The organism is Aeromonas sp. MdU4 (assembly GCF_041929505.1).
Taxonomy (GTDB): domain Bacteria; phylum Pseudomonadota; class Gammaproteobacteria; order Enterobacterales; family Aeromonadaceae; genus Aeromonas.
Genome location: NZ_JBHFMW010000002.1, coordinates 1 through 19,686, shown reverse-complemented (window position 1 = coordinate 19,686; position 19,686 = coordinate 1). Strand labels below are relative to the sequence as shown.

At 55.3% G+C, this 19,686-nt stretch carries 15 protein-coding genes and 1 pseudogene; 13 read left to right on the top strand and 3 right to left on the bottom strand.

Annotation, left to right across the window (positions count from 1 at the left end):
- Positions 1-48 precede the first annotated feature (48 nt).
- Complete coding sequence (gene lysE / locus ACE1BR_RS01530) at positions 49-657, bottom strand: L-lysine exporter (RefSeq protein WP_374866983.1); 609 nt, start codon at positions 655-657, stop codon at positions 49-51.
- A 200-nt stretch (positions 658-857) separates the two neighbouring features.
- Positions 858-1,634 (bottom strand): LuxR family transcriptional regulator, encoded by a 777-nt coding sequence (locus ACE1BR_RS01525; protein WP_374866981.1) that lies wholly within the window; start codon positions 1,632-1,634, stop codon positions 858-860.
- A gap of 62 nt (positions 1,635-1,696) precedes the next feature.
- Between ACE1BR_RS01525 and ACE1BR_RS01520 the strand changes: the two genes are divergently transcribed.
- The 6 genes from ACE1BR_RS01520 (at position 1,697) to ACE1BR_RS01495 (ending at position 9,238) form a co-directional block, all read left to right on the top strand.
- The gene (locus tag ACE1BR_RS01520; RefSeq protein WP_374866979.1) at positions 1,697-2,335 is read left to right on the top strand and encodes an acyl-homoserine-lactone synthase; all 639 of its coding nucleotides are present in this window, start codon (positions 1,697-1,699) and stop codon (positions 2,333-2,335) included.
- Between the two features lie 217 nt (positions 2,336-2,552).
- Positions 2,553-3,452, top strand: coding sequence for a LysR family transcriptional regulator ArgP (locus tag ACE1BR_RS01515; protein ID WP_374866977.1), 900 nt, complete (start codon positions 2,553-2,555; stop codon positions 3,450-3,452).
- A gap of 86 nt (positions 3,453-3,538) precedes the next feature.
- Positions 3,539-5,575 carry an exoribonuclease II gene (locus ACE1BR_RS01510; protein ID WP_374866975.1) on the top strand — a complete coding sequence of 679 codons (2,037 nt, stop codon included), beginning with the start codon at positions 3,539-3,541 and terminating at the stop codon, positions 5,573-5,575.
- Positions 5,576-5,833: 258 nt separating this feature from the next.
- Positions 5,834-7,474: a diguanylate cyclase domain-containing protein gene (locus ACE1BR_RS01505; RefSeq protein ID WP_374866973.1), complete on the top strand. Its 1,641-nt coding sequence runs from the start codon at positions 5,834-5,836 to the stop codon at positions 7,472-7,474.
- A 4-nt stretch (positions 7,475-7,478) separates the two neighbouring features.
- Positions 7,479-8,582, top strand: coding sequence for an EAL and HDOD domain-containing protein (locus tag ACE1BR_RS01500; protein ID WP_374866971.1), 1,104 nt, complete (start codon positions 7,479-7,481; stop codon positions 8,580-8,582).
- Positions 8,583-8,647: 65 nt separating this feature from the next.
- Positions 8,648-9,238 (top strand): HAD family hydrolase, encoded by a 591-nt coding sequence (locus tag ACE1BR_RS01495; RefSeq protein ID WP_374866969.1) that lies wholly within the window; start codon positions 8,648-8,650, stop codon positions 9,236-9,238.
- A 132-nt stretch (positions 9,239-9,370) separates the two neighbouring features.
- On the opposite strand, the gene hfq is transcribed toward ACE1BR_RS01495, so the two are convergent.
- Positions 9,371-9,730 carry an RNA chaperone Hfq gene (gene hfq, locus ACE1BR_RS01490; protein ID WP_005335772.1) on the bottom strand — a complete coding sequence of 120 codons (360 nt, stop codon included), beginning with the start codon at positions 9,728-9,730 and terminating at the stop codon, positions 9,371-9,373.
- A gap of 180 nt (positions 9,731-9,910) precedes the next feature.
- Here hfq and ACE1BR_RS01485 point away from each other — a divergent pair, with 180 nt between their 5' ends.
- The 7 genes and pseudogenes from ACE1BR_RS01485 to ACE1BR_RS01455 form a co-directional block, all read left to right on the top strand.
- Positions 9,911-11,182 (top strand): PqiA/YebS family transporter subunit, encoded by a 1,272-nt coding sequence (locus ACE1BR_RS01485; protein WP_374866967.1) that lies wholly within the window; start codon positions 9,911-9,913, stop codon positions 11,180-11,182.
- The gene (gene pqiB, locus ACE1BR_RS01480) at positions 11,175-12,824 is read left to right on the top strand and encodes an intermembrane transport protein PqiB (protein WP_374866965.1); all 1,650 of its coding nucleotides are present in this window, start codon (positions 11,175-11,177) and stop codon (positions 12,822-12,824) included. Before ACE1BR_RS01485 ends, pqiB begins: the two co-directional genes overlap by 8 nt.
- Positions 12,821-13,390 (top strand): membrane integrity-associated transporter subunit PqiC, encoded by a 570-nt coding sequence (locus tag ACE1BR_RS01475; RefSeq protein WP_374866963.1) that lies wholly within the window; start codon positions 12,821-12,823, stop codon positions 13,388-13,390. Before pqiB ends, ACE1BR_RS01475 begins: the two co-directional genes overlap by 4 nt.
- A 192-nt stretch (positions 13,391-13,582) precedes the next feature.
- Positions 13,583-14,623 (top strand): IS481 family transposase, encoded by a 1,041-nt coding sequence (locus tag ACE1BR_RS01470; protein WP_374866961.1) that lies wholly within the window; start codon positions 13,583-13,585, stop codon positions 14,621-14,623.
- Between the two features lie 580 nt (positions 14,624-15,203).
- A complete protein-coding gene (locus tag ACE1BR_RS01465; protein WP_374866959.1) occupies positions 15,204-17,255 on the top strand; it encodes a glycoside hydrolase family 36 protein in 2,052 nt (683 codons plus the stop codon).
- Between the two features lie 8 nt (positions 17,256-17,263).
- Positions 17,264-18,676 carry an MFS transporter gene (locus tag ACE1BR_RS01460; protein WP_374866957.1) on the top strand — a complete coding sequence of 471 codons (1,413 nt, stop codon included), beginning with the start codon at positions 17,264-17,266 and terminating at the stop codon, positions 18,674-18,676.
- 654 nt (positions 18,677-19,330) lie between these two features.
- A pseudogene (locus ACE1BR_RS01455) lies at positions 19,331-19,686 on the top strand (xylose isomerase); the annotation flags it as partial.

Here is a 19,686-nt window from a genome sequence, read left to right as displayed (position 1 = left end):
AAGATGCCACTCATGTGAGTGGCATCTTTTTGTTACCGGGCAGCAGCCTTAACTTCCTCTGGCCAGCTGAAAAGCCAGACTCAGCATGATGACACCAACCAGCAGATCGATTCCCCGCTGCACCCGGCCTCGTGCCAACCAGGGAGCCAATGCTGCCGCCCCCAGCGCCAACGAATAGAACCACACCAGCGAAGCAAGCATGGCCCCCGCCGCAAACGCTGGTCGCAAGGACTCTGCCACCTGGCTACCGAGCGAACCGAGCAACATCAGGGTATCGAGATACACATGGGGGTTGAGCAGAGTGACACCAAGAGTCATCGCCAACACCCCTTTGACCCCCATCACCTGCGGCGAATCAGCAAGCCCCTCCCCAGCACCACGCCAGGCACTGCGCAGAGAGCGAACGCCAAACCAGCCGAGAAACAGCACGCCACCCCAGGTAAGCAGCGCCATGCCGAGCGGGTTGGCAGCCAATACCCTGGCGCCACCGAATACCCCAATTCCGATAAGCACCAGATCACAGAGGCTACAGAGCGTCGCGGTCAGCAGATGGTGATTGCGATGGATGCCCCGGCTCAGCACGAAGGCATTCTGGGCACCGATAGGGATGATCATGGCAAGACCGAGGGTAAAACCTTGCAGCGTAGTGGCAAACATAAGTGAACCGTCCGAGTAATGAATGAACGGCACTATAGCGGGCGCGGATTATTCATAGAAATTCATTGATTTGCTTGTTCATTCATTTTGCTAATAAGCCTGACTCATACAGGTGGCTCAAAGCCCCATCCGAAGCCAGTAGTCAATAGCAGGATCTGACAATTGAGAGTCTGCCGTTATGTCCCGAAAATCACCGGGTTTTATTGCATCAGCTTGGGGAAGTTGGTGACAACGACCTGTTCAAGATTCGGCAGCAAAATACCACTGCTAATCCCCTTGGCAATGGCCTGATAACGATTCATCGAACCGGTTTTGCGAGTGACCTGATTGAGGTGGTAATTCACCGTGCGTTCGGTGATCCCCAAAATACAGGCGATCTCCCCCGAGGTTTTTCCCTCACTGGCCCAAAACAGACATTCGGTTTCGCGCTCGGTCAGGGCGGCCTGTTGATCCGAATCCCTCAGGCGCACCACCCGGATTGCAGCCTCGAAAATGTAGTTGGACATCCAGGAGAGGATGGGCGAGGACTCCAGCAGCAGATCGCTAGAGGCCCGTTCGGAGGTGATGAAAGAGAGGATGCCAGTTTCTCCGGCGGCACCGTGCAGGGGGAAGGAGATGCCGTTGCGCAATCCAAACTCGGCCGCCAGCCCCATCACATCCATGCTCCCCTCTTGCAGAAAACTGGCCCGCTCATCGAGACGATTCCAGTAGATAGGCAGGGTCTGCTTGCGCGCCAGCTGGATCACCGGATCACAGGCCAGCATGTTGTTATCGGTATAGGTCTGCACCCAGGAGACTGGACACTGATTGAACAGCACCACTTTGGGCCTTTGCATCGACATCGGAATGATCAGGGTAAAACCGTAATAGTCATAGCCCATATCGAGCGTAAAACGACCAATCAATCCGGCCAGGCGATCACCGTCCGTCACCGAAGTGAAGTGTTCCAGATACTCAAACAGTTGTTCTTGTTTCATATGCTAGCCCCCCTGGCCAAGCTTCTGATTATAACGGCGAACAGAAAGAGAGAGAGTTCATAATGTTGGTTTTCAAAGGAAAATTGAGAGATCACCCACGAAATGCCGTAGAGAACGAACTCTATCACTTTCGAAATCGCGTCTTCTCTGATCGTTTGGGCTGGGATGTCGAGTCCTATCACGGTTTGGAACGTGACAGCTTTGATACCCCGGACACCCATTGGGTGCTGGTTGAAGACGAACAGGGGGTCTGCGCCTGCATTCGCCTGCTCAGCTGCGCCAACGCCTACATGCTGCCCACCATCTTCCCCACCGCCCTGGCCGGTGAGAATCCGCCCCATACTCCCGATGTCTGGGAACTCACCCGCCTGGCCATCGATGCGCCCCGCGCCCCGCGCATGACCAATGGCGTAAGCGAACTGACCTGCGTGCTCCTGCGCGAAGTCTATGCCTTTGCCCAGCCCCGCGGCATCAAGGAGCTGGTTGGCGTAGCCAGCCTGCCAGCAGAGCGCATCTTCCGCCGTCTCGGGATCCCGATGTCGCGTTTGGGCCACCGCCAATCGGTGGATTTGGGCGCGGTTAGAGGGGTTGGCCTGCGCTTTTATCTGGATGAGCGCTTTGCCCGCGCAGTCTCGCAGCCGCTCATCGGCCACTATCAAACCATCCATCACCGCTCACGCGAGCTGGCCACCCAGATATAAAAAATCCCGGGAAAACAGTCCCGGGATAAACATATCGCTATGATGCCACAGGCGAACCCCATGCGGCGTCAGACAGTATCCTCTCAGAGCCACCTGACCACTACTGTAAAAAATTGCAGCGGAACAGACGCCATACATCGCCCATAACCCCCCAACCATTGTTGTCCCCACCCGACTGACGTAGAGTCAGCCCTGATGCAACGGGAGGGCAAAAAGCATGAAAGAGCTGGACTACAAGCTGCTGCGAGCACTGGATGCGGTGCTGCAGGAGCAGAATTTCGAGCGGGCAGCCACGTCGCTGCACATCACCCAGTCGGCCATCTCCCAGCGCATCAAGCAGCTGGAGCAGCAATTTGCCGAACCGCTGCTCATTCGTAGCCAACCGTTGCAGGCAACCCCGTTGGGGGAAAAACTGCTGGCTCACTATCGTCAGGTCCACCAGCTCGAACTCGAACTGGCGGGTGAGCTGGCCCCCGACGAGCCGCAGGGACCGATCCGGATCAGCATCGCCGTCAACGCCGACAGCCTGGCCACCTGGTTTCTGCCCGCTATCGCCCCCTTGCTGGAGCGCCACCCCATCGAACTCAACCTGCTGGTGGATGACGAGAGCCGCACCCTCGCCAAGGTGCGCGAGGGCCAAGCATTTGGCGCCGTCAGCCTGCAAGCCCAGCCGCTGGCTGGCTGCTGCGTCGATGAGCTGGGCGAAATGAACTACCTGCTCACCGCCAGCCCCGCCTTTTTGGCACGCCACTTCCCCCACGGCCTGACCCGGGAGGCGCTGGCCAAGACACCGGCGGTGGCGTTCGATCAGCGCGATGATATGCATATCAGCTTTATGCGCCGTCACTTCGGGCTCGAGCCCGGTGGTTATCCCTGCCATACCGTTCACTCGTCAGAAGCTTTCGTCGCCATGGCTGAGCAGGGGCTGGCCTATTGTCTCATTCCGGAGTTGCAGATCAGAAACCAGCTGGAAACCGGCTCGCTAGTCAATCTCAGTCCCGACCACGCCTTGACGGAACGACTCTACTGGCACCGCTGGGTACTGGAAAAAGGGGTGCACAAACAGCTCTCCCTGCGGCTCATCGACCATGCCAGATCGCAGTTGCAACCACGCTGAGCAGGCCATTCACCTTGGCTTTGCAGGGCTAAAAACGTATAGTGCTGGGCGTTTCTTCATCAGGTCTCCACTCAGGTTCCCCATTTATGTTCCAAGACAATCCGCTGCTGGCCCAGCTCAAGCAACAAATCCGCGAAAACATCCCCAAGAAAGAGGGTGTTATCCGCGCCTCCGATCGGGGCTTCGGCTTTCTGGAGGTCGATGAGAAGACCAGCTATTTCGTGCCGCCTCCCTACATGAAGAAGGTGATGCACGGAGACCGGGTGAGCGCCCTGATCCGTACCGAAAAAGAGAAGGAAGTGGCCGAGCCGGATGCCCTGCTGGAGCAGTCTGTCACCCGCTTCGTGGCCCGGGTCAAGATGTTCCGTGACCGCCTCAACGTGGTCGCCGACCACCCGCTGATCAAGGATGCCATCAAGGCCCGCGTCAAGAAGGGTCTGGATGAGAAAGAGTTCAAGGAAGGGGACTGGGTAGTCGCCACTCTCAAACGCCATGCGCTGGTTGATGGTAACTTCTCCGCCGAGATCACCCAGAAGATCGCCGCCCAAGAAGATCACAACGTGCCCTGGTGGGTAGTGCTGGCGCGCCACAACCTGGCCCAGGTTGAACCGGCTGATTTACCGGAGTGGAAGGTGATCGAAGAGGAAGAGCTGCCGCGCACCGATCTGACCGCGACCCCCTTCTTCACCATCGACGGCGCCAAGACCAAAGACATGGACGATGCCCTGGCCATCCGCAAGCTGGACAACGGCTGGGAGCTGCTGGTGGCCATCGCCGACCCGACCGCCTATGTGGCCGAAGGGAGCGAGCTGGACAAAGAGGCCGCCCAGCGCGCCTTCACCGTCTACATGCCGGGCCGCAACGTACCGATGATCCCGCGCACTCTCTCCGACGAGCTCTGCTCTCTGAAAGAGGGCGAGGAGCGCAACACCCTGTGCGCCCGTCTGCTGATCGCCGAAGATGGCCTGCTGCTGGAAGAGACCGAGTTCTTCGCCGCACGCATCTGCTCCCACGCCCGCCTCAACTATGACGACGTCTCCGACTGGGCCGAACATGGCAAAGAGCTGGCTATCGACGCAGGCGTGCTGGCCCAGCTGCCGCTGATGAAGGCGATGACCGAGGCGCGCATCGCGTGGCGCACCGAACACGCGCTGGTGTTCCCGGATCGCCCGGACTATGACTTCGAGCTGGGCGAGAATGGCGAAGTGCTGGCCATCCACGTCGAGCCGCGCCGCATCGCCAACCGCATGGTGGAAGAGTCGATGATCGCCGCCAACATCTGCGCCGGTCGCGTGCTGGGCAAGAACGTCGGTTACGGCATCTTCAACGTTCACACCGGCTTTGACGAAGAGTCCCTCGACGGCGCCATCGACCTGCTGAAAAGCGCCGAGGCCCCGTTCGAGCGCGACGAGATCGCCAGCCTGACCGGCTTCTGCGCCCTGCGCCGCTGGATCGACAACCTCGACACCCGCTGGCTGGATGGCAAGATCCGCCGCTTCCAGAGCTATGCGCTGATGTCTTCCGAACCGGGCGCCCATTACGGCCTGGGTCTGGATGCCTACGCCACCTGGACCTCCCCGATCCGTAAATACGGCGATATGGTCAACCATCGTCTGCTGAAAGCCGTCATCGCTGGCAAGACCCCGGGCGAGCGCCCCAGCACCGAGCTCACCGAGCACCTGACCGCCTGCCGCCGCCTGCACCGCATGGTGGAGCGCGACATCGGTGACTGGCTCTATGTCCGTTATCTGAAAGCCGCTGCTGGCACCGACAAGGTGTTCAACGCCGAGATCATCGACGTGATGCGTGCCGGTCTCAAGCTGCGTCTGCAGGAGAACGGCGCCGTGGTCTTCATGCCTGCCCGCCATATCCTGGACAACAAGGATCGCCTGGAGTGCAACTGGGACAACGGCCGCGTCTATCTGGACAAGACCGAGGTGGTCTACGAGCTGGGTCAGATCATCGAGGTGAAGCTGAGCGAAGCGGTGGAAGAGACCCGCTCCCTCATCGCCAAACCGGCGGTCGAGCTGGTGCCGGGTCCGGCACCGGAAGCGCCGGTTGCCGAGAGCGCGCCAGCCGATAGCAGCGAAACACCTGCGGACGCAGCCCCCAAGGCAGAATAAGCCGCGCAGAGTCATCTGATCTCTGCCCGAGAGCCCGCCATCGTGCGGGCTCTTTTTTGCCTTGCAACCCGCCCCGGCAATTCCGCGTCCTGTAGTGGCAGCAAACAAGATACTCGCCACCATATGGACAAATAGCAGTGTATTTCTCCACCATTGAGCCTGAAGTCACGATTTCTGTGTGCTGCATCTCCTTTCTGACATATTAATCAAAGAGAATTAAATCTATACTCGCTTGGGTACACACCAAGGGATATTGGTATGCAGGAATGGGACCCGGAACACTTCACCAACTTCACCCAACTATGCGAAGTGAGCCTCGCCACCATCCGTGAAAAGACCGATGCCGAACGTCTCTATCTGTGGCTAAAAGCCCCCGAGCCACATCTCTACAGCTTTCAGCTTGATTGCGGGTTAATGAACCTCGATATCGAACATCTGGAGACGCTGACCCTTCCTCATGCCTTGATTGATCAGGCGATCAGCAAAGGACAGCTGGTGATCGAGCAGATCCAGCATACGGCCACTCCCCTGGAAAATGTCGAGCCCGTGCAACCCAAATTGCGCGCCTGCTTTCCCCTCAAACGCCACATGAAACTGGAAGGGGTCATCTATCTGGAGACCCACCGCCGCATCGACCGCCTCTCCGCCCACCAGCGTCAGGGTATCCAGCTGCTGATCCACTATCTGACCGCCGAGTTGAGCAATCACCTGCTCTCCAGCCAGGTCGTTCAGGAGCGGGATCAACGGCTGAACACCCAGACCGATCTGGTGCAGAGTCAGGCGCTGCAGGGCTCTTTCCTTAATATGCTGCAAGCGCTACACATGGTCAGCGTCACTCTCTCCCGCAGCCGCAGCGAGAACGAGCTACTGCGCGATGCCGTGCTGCTGGCCCGCAAGGAGCTGCAGTTTGACCGGGTTGCCATCTTCCTGATCGAGTCTGATGGCAAGACCATGCGTGGCACCTGGGGCACCAGTGAAGAGGGTGAACTGGTCGACGAACATGACTTCATCAACCCCATCCCGGATCACCCCACGGTACAGGAGGCGCTCAAACGCAAGGATTACGTGCTGGTGCTGGAGGATACCCCCCTCTACTACGAGAAACAGCAGGTAGGCCGAGGCTGGAATGCCATGGTGTCGCTGTGGGATGGCGCCACCCCCATCGGCTGGATTGCTGCCGACAACCTGCTCTGGCACCGCCCGCTCAAAGCCTATCAGAGCGAGATCTTCAAGCAGTACGCAGCCATCCTGTCACAACTGCTGATCCGTCAACGCACTCAGGAGCAGCTGGAGCTGCTCAACCGTCAGCTGGAAGCCCGTGTAGCTGAGCGCACCATGCAGTTGGCCGAGACCAATCGGGCACTGGAGGAGGCCAACCGTCGCCTCTCCCTGCTCTCCCTCGAAGATCCCCTCACCGGAATTGCCAACCGGCGCCAGTGGGATATCACCATGCAGCGAGAGTGGGAGTGGGCCCGGCGCACCCAGAACCCGCTGGCGGTGCTGATGATCGATGTGGACGAATTCAAGGCCTACAACGACCACTTCGGCCACGCCAAGGGCGATTTGTGTCTGCAACAGGTGGCTCATGTGCTCAGGGATGCGGAGCGGCGCTGTACCAATCTGGTAGCCCGTTATGGCGGGGAGGAGTTCGTCATCCTGCTCTGCGCCCCGCAACCCGGTGAGGCCGAGCAGTTGGCGGAACGGATCCACGCCGGACTGGCGCAATTAAAACTGCCCCATCCCGCCTCGCGGGTTGCTGCTTTTATAACGGTTAGCATAGGCTTTAGCTATCTGGTTCCCTCTCAGGACGGAGCATGGCAGACCCTGACCGAACAGGCTGACCAGGCGCTCTACCACGCCAAGTCACAAGGGAGGGCCCGCACTCTGGCCTATCGGTGATCCCATGCTGTTGCGTCGCTATCCTATCTTCAATCGTCGCCTGGCTCTGGTGGCCTACGGCATCGATTACCAGCTTACCACTCAGGCCGAGTGGCCCTCTCTGGCGCAACATTGCCGCCTGCTGGCTCAGGGACGCCAATATCTGGTGCCCTTCAACCACGAACAGCTCGATGAACAACGCCCCCTACTGCTGGATCAGGATGCGATCCCGCTGGTTGAGGCCTCGAGTGAACGGCTGCCCAGCTCGTTCCCGGTGCTGGAGCAGTGGCGGGACAGTCGGCGCAGACTGGCAGTACACGGCGCCAACCGTGACCCACGCTGGCTGGCTGCCAGCCGCCTGCTGGTATTCTGGCTGGGGGAAGAGGGGATCTGCCAGCCGACCGAACACAAGCGGATGGCGCTCAATATTGAAACCTGGGCGGACTTTATTCCCCTGCGGGAAGCGGGTGTCGACTTCTTTGCCGGTGGCTTTCTCGCCCGCCCCGAGCTGGTCAACCAGCGGGCGAACCAGCCTGATATGGCGCTGGTACAACAGGTGCTCCAGCTCATCTGCCACGAGGAGTTCTCCTTTGCCCAGGTCGCTCGCCTGCTGGAGCAGGATGCCTGGCTGCCCGGCCTGCTGCTCACCTACGTCAACGCCCCCGGCTTCGATCATGCCGCCCCCATCACCTCGGTGCCCCGCGCCCTCTCTTATTTGGGGGAGCAGGAGATCCGCAAGTTCGTGCTGATCAACGGACTGGCCCGGATGAGCCAACATATGCCGGAGGCCTGCACCCGCATGGCCATCGCCCGGGGTCGCTTCTGCGAGCTGATCGCCCTTACCGCCCTCGGTAAAGCGGAAGCCAGCTGGGCCTTTCTGGTGGGACTGGTACTCGATGGCTCCATGCTGTCGGAGCCACTGATGGCCCACCTGCCCAAGAATGTGAAGCGAGCCATCGAGCTACGAGAGGGACCGCTGTTTCACCTGTTCCAGCTGGTCAGCACCTATGAACAGGGCAACTGGGCCTTGCTGGAACAACTGGCCCCGCAGTACCAGCTCGATCCGGCCAAGCTGACACCTATCTATTTTCAGGCGCAAATGTGGGGGCAAGCGTTTCTCACCAGCTAGGTGATGGCGAGGTAGGGATCCACTGGCTAGAATAGGCTCCCTTTTTCACAGACAGACCCCGCACCATGACCCTTTCCGGATTCCAAGGCCTGGTCTTTGACCTTGATGGCACCCTGGTCGACTCCATGCCGCTGCACCTCGCCGCCTGGGAGCATACCGCCCGCAAGTTTGGCTTTCGTTTCGATGCCGACTGGTTCTATGAACTGGGTGGCATGCCGAGCCGCAAGATCGCCCTGCTGGTCGCACAGGAGCAGCAGCTCCCCCTCGACCCTGTCGAAGTAACCCGCTGCAAGACCGAGCACTATGTGGCCAATCTGCACAAAGCGACCGTCTTTCCGGCCATGCAGGCATTGCTCGATCGCTATCACGGCACCATCCCGATGGGAATTGGCACCGGTTCACCTCGGGTCAACGCCGAGGCAGTGCTGCGCAATACCGGGCTGGATCGCTACTTTCAGGTGGTGGTCACCGCCGATGACGTGGAGCTGCACAAGCCCAACCCGGATACCTTCCTGCTGGTTGCCAGCAGATTGGGGGTAGAACCATCAGGCTGTCTGGTATTTGAAGATACCGGGATCGGCGTACAGGCAGGAGAAGCCGCAGGTATGCAAACCTGCATGGTCAAAGAGGGGAAACCGGTCGGTATAGCGGAGTAGTGCGGAAAAAAATATCGCCCTGCAAGGGGCGATAACCGGAACCGGCGCACATACGGGACATGATTGAAAATGGGCGCCAGCTCCGTCAGTCGCTGACGCATGACGCGTCAACGCAGAGCACGGCAAGCACGATTACTCGTTGTTGCCGCCACCCTGATTGTCGTCATAACGACCCGGTGCGCCATGGGGACGCGGCGCCATAGAGACACGCGGCTTGCGCGCACGCTGGATGTTTACCTGCGGACGACCGGTGTGCATGGCGATGGTGGAGATCTTGGCCTTGTAGACCAGCTGCTGGTTACCATGGGCATCAGTCAACAGTACGCTGTACTGGTCGAACCCGCTGATGGTGCCTTCCAGCTTGATGCCGCTCACCAGAAAAATAGCGACCTGGCTGCGGTTCTTGCGCAACCAGTTGAGGGCAGAATCTTGCCCGTTGCCGAGGGAGAAGGCTTGCTCAATGGTGGAGTAGCTTGGGGATTCAGTTGTCATAAATTATTGTCCCGCTGAAAAAAAGTGGCGTTTGATTGTGCTAAATGACCACTTGCTTGTCAAAGTCATTCTTACTCCCGCCAGCACTGACACCCAGTGAGAGAGGGCTGGTCGCTGACCAGCACAACTGCGATAATCGCCGACTCTGGTTCTCTCGCGAGCCTACTCTGGGGTTTTATCTTGCATCCGGTTTCACACCAACACCATGCCACCTATGTTCATGATGCCACTGCCTGCGAAGAGTGTGACCTGCTGATCCCGGCCACACCGCTCGAGGTGGGCCAGGCCAGCTGTTGCCCTCGCTGTGGCCACACCTTGAGTCGCTACCTGCCGCATCAGGAGTTGCGCCCCATCGCCTATGGTTTCGCGGCGCTCATCATGTTCGTGCTCGCCAATGCCTTTACCTTTATGTCCTTCTCGGCCAAAGGGGTGGGCCAGGAGATGACCTTTCTGCAGAGCATCACCACCCTGGTGGATGAGGGCTATCTGTTTCTCGGTGCGGTGTTGAGCCTGACCCTGATCGGCCTGCCGCTGGTCTATATGGGCTCCATCATGCTGGTGCTATGGCGGGTCGACAAAGATCTGCACAGCAATGCCCTGCGCTCCCTCGGCCGTCTGCTCTGCCGGATCAAACCCTGGCTGATGGTGGATGTCTTTCTGGTGGGGGTGCTCATCTCGCTGGTCAAGCTGATGGGGATGGCCGACATCCAGATGGGCCTCTCGTTCTGGGCCTTCGTCGGCTACACGGTGCTACTCATCAAGATGATCTCCTCCCTTGATCAGATGTGGCTATGGCAGCGGCTGTTCGGCCCGACCAAACCGCGCGAGATCGACCCGGAGGCGGGCGCGCTGGAATCCGGTCTGGTGGGCTGCCATATCTGTGGTGCCCTGAGTGAAGCGGGTAGCCACAGTTGCTCCCGCTGTGGTGGTCACCTGCATGCGCGCAAGCCGGGCGGCCTGAACCGCACCTGGGCGCTGCTGTTCACCTCCGCCATTCTCTATGTGCCCGCCAACCTTTACCCCATCATGGATACGGTGTTTCTCGGCGATGACAGCCCCTCCACCATCCTCGGCGGCGTGGTGCTGTTGTGGGCGATGGGCTCCTACCCCATCGCGGCGGTGATCTTTTTCGCCAGCGTGGTGGTGCCGCTGGTAAAAATTCTGGCGCTGTTCTGGCTTTGCTATATGGTGCAGCGCGGCAATGCCAACTCCCCTCTTGGCAAGCTCAAACTCTATCGGATGACCGAATTTGTCGGACGCTGGTCGATGATCGACGTCTTCGTGGTGGCCATTCTGGCGGGCCTTATTCGGCTCGACAACCTGATGACCATCTACCCCGGCCCTGCGGCCGTCGCATTTGCAGGTGTGGTGCTGATCACCATGGTCGCAGCCATGAGTTTCGACTCGCGCCTGATCTGGGATTTACAACAAGGAGAACGCGAACGTGAGTGAGCGTAAAACAAGGTGGAAACCGGGCTCTGACTTTCTGAGCTCTGCCGCCGCAATCTGGATGGTGCCGCTGCTGGCGCTCTGCATCGGTCTCTGGATGCTGTTTCAGCACTGGTACTCCCAGGGCCCCAGCTTTACTCTGACGATCGCCACCGCCGAAGGCATAGTGGCAGGCAAGACGGAGATCCGCTCGCGCGAGGTTACCGTTGGCCGCATCGATGCCGTCCAGCTGAGCGATGACTACAGCCACGCCGTGCTCAAGGGGCGACTGACCAACGACGCCGCCAGCATGCTGCGCGGTGACAGCCAGTTCTGGGTAGTCAAACCCCGGGTTGGTCGTGACGGCGTTTCCGGCCTCAGCACCCTGCTCTCTGGTGCCTATATCGAACTCTCCCCCGGCAAGAAAGGGAAGGCGCGCGACGAGTACGCCATGCTCGACAAGCCGCCGCTCGCCTCCCTCGATGCCAAGGGGCTGCGCCTCACCCTTAGCAGTCGCGACACCCGCGCGCTGGGGGAAGGCTCCCCCATCAACTATCAGGGCTTCACCATAGGTCAGGTGGAAGAGGCGAAGTTCCTGCCAGAAAAGAGCGAGATGCAGTATCAGATCTTCATCCACGCCCCCTATGACATTCTGGTGAGCAGCAACTCCCGCTTCTGGATGACGCCAGGCTTTGAAGTCTCCATGAGCAGCGAAGGAATGAAGGTGAAGATGGATTCGCTGGAGAGCCTGATCGACGGCGGCATCACCATGGGACTTCCCCCGGGCTGGGCCACCGGCGAACCGGTCAAACAGATGGAAAAGTTCACCCTGTTTCAGGATGAGGCGAGCGTACTGGCCGGTAGTCTGGATCAGTTCATCGACTACGTCTTCCTGTTCGATGACAACGTGGCCGGTCTCCACCCGGGCGCCGCCGTGCAGTATCGCGGCATTCGGGTCGGTACCGTCATCTCCGCCCCCTACCTCATCGAGGACAAGGGCGTGCAGATCTTCAAGAGCCGCCAGATCCCGGTGCTGGCCCGCATCGAGGTGCAGCGCCTCTCCCACCGCTATGCCAAGGCAGAGAAGGATCAGTGGCGTGCCCTGTTCGGCAAGCAGTTCAAGGAGGGGTTGCGTGCCAGCCTCAAGACCTCGAGCCTGCTGACCGGTGGCAAGATCATCGATCTCAACTTCTATCCCGATGCGCCGCGCTTCGAGCAGGCCAAGCTGGCCGGTTATCAGGTCTTCCCGACCGTACAGGGCGGGCTGGATCAGATCGAGCGCAAGGTGAACCTCATCCTCGACAAGTTTGTCGACATGGACATGGCGACCACCCTGACCAAGGTCAACGGCTCACTCACCACCCTGGATGGCACCCTGAAGAACATCAGTGCAGTCAGTGCCAACCTGAGCAAGCTCACCGGTAAGGATGCCACCCAACAACTGCCCGCCTCGCTCAACCAGAGTCTGAAGCAGTTGCAGGAGACCCTGCAGGCCTATGATGCCCAGTCCCAGACCAATCAGGAGCTGCGGCAGTCGGTGCAGACCCTCAATCAGTTGATGCGCGAACTGCAGCCATTGGTGCACTCCCTCAACGAGCAGCCCAGCTCGCTGATCTTCGATCGCGTGCATCCATCAGACCCTGAGCCCAAGCGAGGCAAACAATGAAAAAAGAGATCCTGACGCTGGCCCTGCTGGGCCTGTTGGCGGGTTGCAGCAGCCAGCCAAGCCTGCACTACTACTCGCTCGATGCCGACAGCCAGCAACCCGTTGCAGCCCCGGCCCAACCACAACATCAGCTGGTGCTGCGTCCGGTGGTGCTGGCCAGCCAGCTCGACCGGATCAGTCTGGTCTATCAGCTGGAAGGCCAAGAGCTGCACTTCACCGAATACCATCGCTGGGCCGGTTCGCTCAACGATCAGCTCAACCAGCTCACCCTAAACGGCCTCTCCAGCCGATTGCCGGGCTGGGTGGTGCGGCAGGATGGCGGCCGCAAGGGGCCGGTGCTGACCATACTGGTGGAGCGCTTTCAGGGCCGTCATGATGGCAGCGCCGTGCTGAGCGGGCGCTGGCGCCTGCTGGCGGAAGATGGCACCGTGCTGCGTGATGCCCCCTTCCGTCAGGAGCGGGTACTGCCGGCCGATGGCTATAACGCGCTGGTGAACGAACTGGGTCAGGGCTGGCAACAGCTGCTCGACCAGATTGCCGACGAGGTACGCCAGAGCGCTGGCTAAACGCGAACACCCTTATTGCCCTCTGTTGTGGCAGAGCACTCAGAGTTGAATTGGTCATGGTGTATCACCCCTGCCGATCTAGATCCACATGGAGACGCCCCTCACCTGACAGTTGCCCCAAAAGGGAGTGGTCATACGGCTTCAAACCGGATAACAAAACGGTACCCCTACCGTGTTATCTGGAGTCACCGTATGACCACCAACGAGAAAGTAGCACATCGCAAACTCAGCCTGCTAGAGCTCGCCAAAGAGCTCAATAACGTCAGCAAAGCCTGCAAGCTCATCGGCTACAGCCGTCAGCAGTTCTACGAAATTCGCCGTAACTACCAGACCTATGGCGCAGAGGGATTGCTCGACAAATTGCCCGGCTGTAAAGGGGCTCATCCCAACCGGGTCGCGCCAAAGATTGAACAGGCCATCCTCGATTACTCCCTCACCAGGCCTACCCATGGTCCGCTGCGGGTCGCGCAAGAACTGGCGTTGCAAGGCATCAACGTCAGTGCGGGCGGTGTGCGTGGTGTGTGGCAACGTCACGATTTACTCTCCAAACACGACCGCTTGTTGCGCCTCGAGAAAACCCACAGGGAACAGGTCATTGAGCTCAACGACGAGCAAATTCGCCTGCTTGAGCGCTTCAGTCCCGAGTTTCGCGAACGCCAGATAGAAGTCCACTACACCGGGGAACTGGTGGCGGTCGACACCTTCTTCGTCGGCGCGCTCAAGGGCGTTGGCAAGGTGTATCTGCAAACCGTGCTGGACTGCTACAGTCGCCACGCCTGGGGGCGGCTCTACACCAGCAAGCTGCCGGTGACCTCGGTTCATGTGCTCAATGAAACAGTGCTGCCGTTTTTCGAAGCTCATGAGGCAAGGGTCTATACCATCCTGTCGGACAACGGGCGCGAGTTCTGTGGGCGCCCTGACCATCATCCCTACGAGCTGTTCCTGCAACTGGAGGGCATTGAGCACCGGACAACCAAGGTGCGCAGGCCACAGAGCAACGGCTTTATCGAGCGGCTACATCGAACCTTGCTGGATGAACACTTCCGCATCAAGGGGAGGACGACCTGGTATGAGTCGGTAGAACAGATGCAGACAGACCTGGATGCCCACCTGGAGCACTACAACACCCAGCGGCCACATCAGGGCAGGATGATGGAGGGTCAGACCCCCTACAGCATGTTCAAGAAGGGTCTGAAATTGATACCGAAGGAAGTGCGCACTAAAGTAGCGTAAACAAGACACCGGTTTGAGGCCGGTGTCAAGTGATAACTAGATCTGTACATTTTGTGAATGCGGCGCCGTTGTGGTCGTGGCAGGGGTGGTAGGATAGGCATCAACTCAGTCCTTTGGGTATGGCTTGTTTTGTTTGGCGACTAATGAGATCGCACAAACTGGACTGAGTTCCCTTCCTTCAGTGATCTACTATTCGGAACAGCTATTTAGATCTGTACAAACCACATCACGTTAATAACCGCAATCTCAAAATTCCAACCTGAGCAATATCATGGGCTTGTGACACGCATCACACCCAAAATACGATATTATTTATCGTCGTCGTTCAGATCCGCTGCATGTATCTGTTGGACACAATCTCATGACTAAGTGTCAAATACCATAAGATGGTTCAAAAATTCAGCGCTGATACATTAACCATAGATACCTATTTGATCAAGGGAACGGCTTCAATCACACGATTCCTTGTGATTCAAATCACAAGAAACAGTATTGTATATATATACAATATTGTAGTCCATATGAATATTCCGTGTATCTTGTTAAAACAATTAAATTATTCATACCACGGGACGAAAAAATGATTTTAGAGAACTCTAATATTTGCTTGGCTTTAACCATTGATAACAATGGGCGCGTCATTGGACGCCTATCTACACCAGGAGTAGAATATAAAAGCAAGCAGGACATTATTTTTCCGTTTGTTAACATTCATGTTTCCGGTGATGATACAAATGAACATCATGGTCGTAGCCACCTTGGCAGTGAATCAGGCTACGCGCTGAAATATGTGGATCATATTTTGAGCAAGGATGCCGTATCTCAAACACTTTCCGTCAGGATGCTAGGAAATTCTCTCGCTGTCACTGCCTTTGCTCGGCTTTATAACGATACACAAGTGATACAGTTTTGGACGTGCGTTGAAAACGTTAATTCTGTACCAGTCAGGCTTGAATATGTTTCATCCCTAGCACTCTGGAATATCAATCAAAATGTAACGCACTGGGATCGCGACCTGCTACTACATCTCCCGACAAATTTCTGGTCTGGTGAGACAAACTGGATTTCCCGCGATCTAAGCGATCACGGCTTTCCAAAAATAGCTGAATGCTCAATGGGTCGTATTTCTGTCGAATCAACAGGTACTTGGTCATCCTGTGGGCATGTTCCATTCGCAGTCCTCGAAAATTGTGAAAATGGTCAATCGTTATTCTGGCAGATCGAACATAACGGCAGTTGGCACTGGGAAATTGGAGATCAACACGAACAGCTTTTCCTTCTTGTTTCAGGTCCGACAGAAAATGAAAATGGCTGGTCTAAAGTTCTAGCATCTGGCGAAACTTTTACTACTGTCACTGTAGCTGCGGGTGTGGCACGCGAGGGACTTAATGGTGCTATCAGCGCGGCGACTGATTATCGTCGTGCAATAATCCGCCCATGTGAAGATAATCGCAAGCTACCGGTGATCTTCAACGACTATATGAATTGTCTTGTGGGTGAACCTACCACAGAAAAACTACTTCCACTGATCGATAAAGCACATGAAACTGGGTGTGAAATCTTCTGCATTGACTGCGGATGGTATGCTGATGGTTACTGGTGGGATAATGTGGGAGCTTGGGAACCGTCAACAAACCGCTTCCCAAACGGCATTATGGAGCCTATTAACTACATCCGCGAAAAAGGCATGGTACCGGGACTCTGGATCGAAATAGAAGTGATGGGAGTTAACTGTCCACTAGTTGAAAGCTGGCCAAAAGAGGCCTTTTTCATCCGCCATGGCAAAAAAGTCAAAGATCGCAAGCGCTATCAACTCGATTTCCGTCATCCTAAGGTTATTGCACACGCTAATTCCATCTTTGACAAGATGATAGCGGAGTACGGCGTGGGATACATCAAGATCGATTACAACATAAATGCTGGTACAGGGACAGAAGTCGATGCCAACAGCTTCGGTGACGGTCTGTTACAACACAATCTGGCTTACCTGGCATGGCTTGATGCTCTGCAAGTAAAATACCCAGACCTGATTATTGAAAACTGTGGAAGCGGTGGGATGCGTCTCGACTACGCACTGCTGAAAAGATGTAGCGTGCAATCTGTCAGCGATCAAACCGATTACAGACTCAACACGAATATTGCCGCAAGTTGTGCAACTTGCCTGCTGCCCGAGCAATCAGCAATTTGGTCATACCCTCTTCCTTCTGCCACGAAAGAGGAGGTGATCACTAACATGATTAACAGTATGTTACTGCGCATCCACCAGAGTGGCTATCTGAACACGCTTGAACAGTCACTGGTTGATTTGGTCAGCGAAGGAATTTCCACATATAAAACGTACCGTCAAGACATACCTGCCATGCATCCTATCTGGCCGCTGGGACTACCCAATAGCAAATCTGGATGGCTTGCCTTTGGACTCGAGTCTAAGGACCGGATCCTCATTGCGGTCTGGCGTAAGGATGGTGAAGACAATACCTGTTTGTTGCCTTTCCCACAGCATAGGGTCAAGTCGATACGCTGCATCTATCCGGAAGAGCATGGGGGATATCAGTTGTCGCACACCTCGAATTCAATGACCGTGACTTATGAACGCCAATTCATGTCTCGCCTGTTTGAAATCACTCTATAAGGTGTAATATGAGCATCTCTGAAACAACAATCGAGCTAACTTCTGCGACGAAAAAAATGGAAACGTCAGGATTGCCTCTTATATCTAAAGTCAGCTATGGCCTGCTAGATTTTGCCGGAAACCTTATTTATGTTTTTGGCTCCACCTATATACTTTATTTCTATACGGATGTAGCCGGAATCTCATTAGGGGTCGCTGGTACTATTCTATTTCTTGTTCGCATTATCGACGCGGTCGATGCCCCTATATGGGGCATCATCGTCGACAAAACCCGTTCAAAATATGGTAAATGTCGCCCGTGGTTTTTATGGCTACCATTGCCATTTTGTGTATTCTCCGCGCTATCATTCTTCTCGCCAGATTCAACACTTACTGTGAAGGTTGTATGGGCAGCCGGTATCTACGTGTTATCGAGTATTACCTACACAGGTATCAATACGCCGCTCAGTGCGATTTTAGCACTTTTAACTCCATCTCCACGCGAACGACTAGAGTGTAATTCTTACCGAATGGTCGGCAGCGTACTGGGCACGCTGCTGATGAATGCTACTGCGCTGCCGTTAGTCGGCTATTTTGGCGGAGATAGCCAGTTGACCGGTTTTTTTGCGACGGCAACATTATTTGCAACTATAAGTTGCCTTCTTCATTTCTTTGCCTTTTTCAATATCCGGGAAACTGTAATACAGGCAGATGACGAAACAACAAAAGTCTCTATTCGAGAATCGTTCTTAGCGCTGAAAAACAACTATCCGTGGATGATTATCGTGGCAGGAAACCTACTATTCTGGATAGCGACTCAATCACGTGCCTCCTCCTTTATTTATTATCTTACCTATAGCGTGCCTTTCAAAGAGCACATTGCTTTCATCAACAGTATTGCTTCGGTTTCAGTTTTCTTCGTTATGATCATTCCGTTTTACTGTCATTTCGTGAGTAAAACAACGGTATGGATAGTAGGTTTATTAATTTCATCGCTAGGTAATATTGCTCTTTTTTATTCAGGCGACAACTATATTTTACTTTGCCTGTCATGGGCTGTTAGCAATATTGGCGGGGGTATAGCTTGTGCCATGGCTTTTGCAATGATTCCGCTGGCTGTCGATTTTGGACGATGGAAAACAGGTAAGTTGGTAGTTGGTCTGCTGGTTGCGTTAGGCACCACTTTCTGCTACAAATTTGGCAGCGGAGTAGGTGTCGGCGTTGGCGCATGGGTCATGAATACATACGGATATGCCCCAAACATGGAGCAATCTCCGTCAGCACTTGAAGGTATTAGCATTGCGGTGGTCTGGTTTCCTACGTTGGTTAACCTTGCAGGAGCGTTGGTACTACTCAAATTACGAAAATATGAAAAAAATGAGAAACGATATGAGCAATCTCATATTAAAAATGAATCATCAAATCCAGTTACGTCAATATAGCGTTTGAGATATAAGCTTGCTTACACCATAACCGGCAGGGTTACTGCCGGTTTTACCTGATAAATCCATAGAGTGAAATATATTTCTCCATCTAGAGACTTTTAATTCTAGCATCGGGATGCTGCGCTAATCCTCAGTAATTTCCACGCATTGTTCAGAAATACCTTCGCGTTCAGCTAAAGTTTGGCGAATTCATTTTCTCCTTAGTCCCCATTATATAAACGAGATGCAGTGAATCATCTTATTCATAAACACCTCGAACAACGGTAGAAAATGGGTGCTTATACCACCTTAATGACTTTCTATATTCATAGAGCCACAACGATTATTATAAGCTGATGGAAAAGACCTGATTTTTAAGTGGGCATTCAACTTCAGAGTTAAATCCACACTATCGTCATGAAAAAATCACTTAAATTAAAACGCCCACATTAACATTTTAATCACCTGGCGAACTTTAGCAGTAAAAAGAGACTTCATCTTTTCCACAAGAAACCTTTAAACATCATGCCAAAAATATTATTAACAGTAAAGTTGTGATGCTGCGCACAATTAATAAATATTGAAATACATTAACTAAAAAACATAATTTCCGGCATTAATGAAATCCTACACAATCCTTAATAGTAAACAACGGCTTGCTAAGGAACTATTATGTTACAATATTTTGACCAAATTGACCGAATCCGCTACGAAGGCCCCCAAAGTACCAACCCGCTGGCATTCCGCCACTACAACCCGAACGAGCTCGTACTCGGCAAGCGCATGGAAGATCACCTGCGTTTTGCCGCCTGTTACTGGCATAACTTCTGCTGGAATGGATCTGACATCTTCGGTAATGGTGCTTTTGCTCGCCCTTGGCTGCAAACAGGTGATGCGCTGGAAATGGCCAAACATAAAGCTGACGTAGCTTTTGAGTTTTTCCACAAGCTGAGCCTGCCTTATTACTGCTTCCACGACATCGACATTGCGCCGGAAGGCAACTCAATGGCGTTGTTGCCCAAATCGAT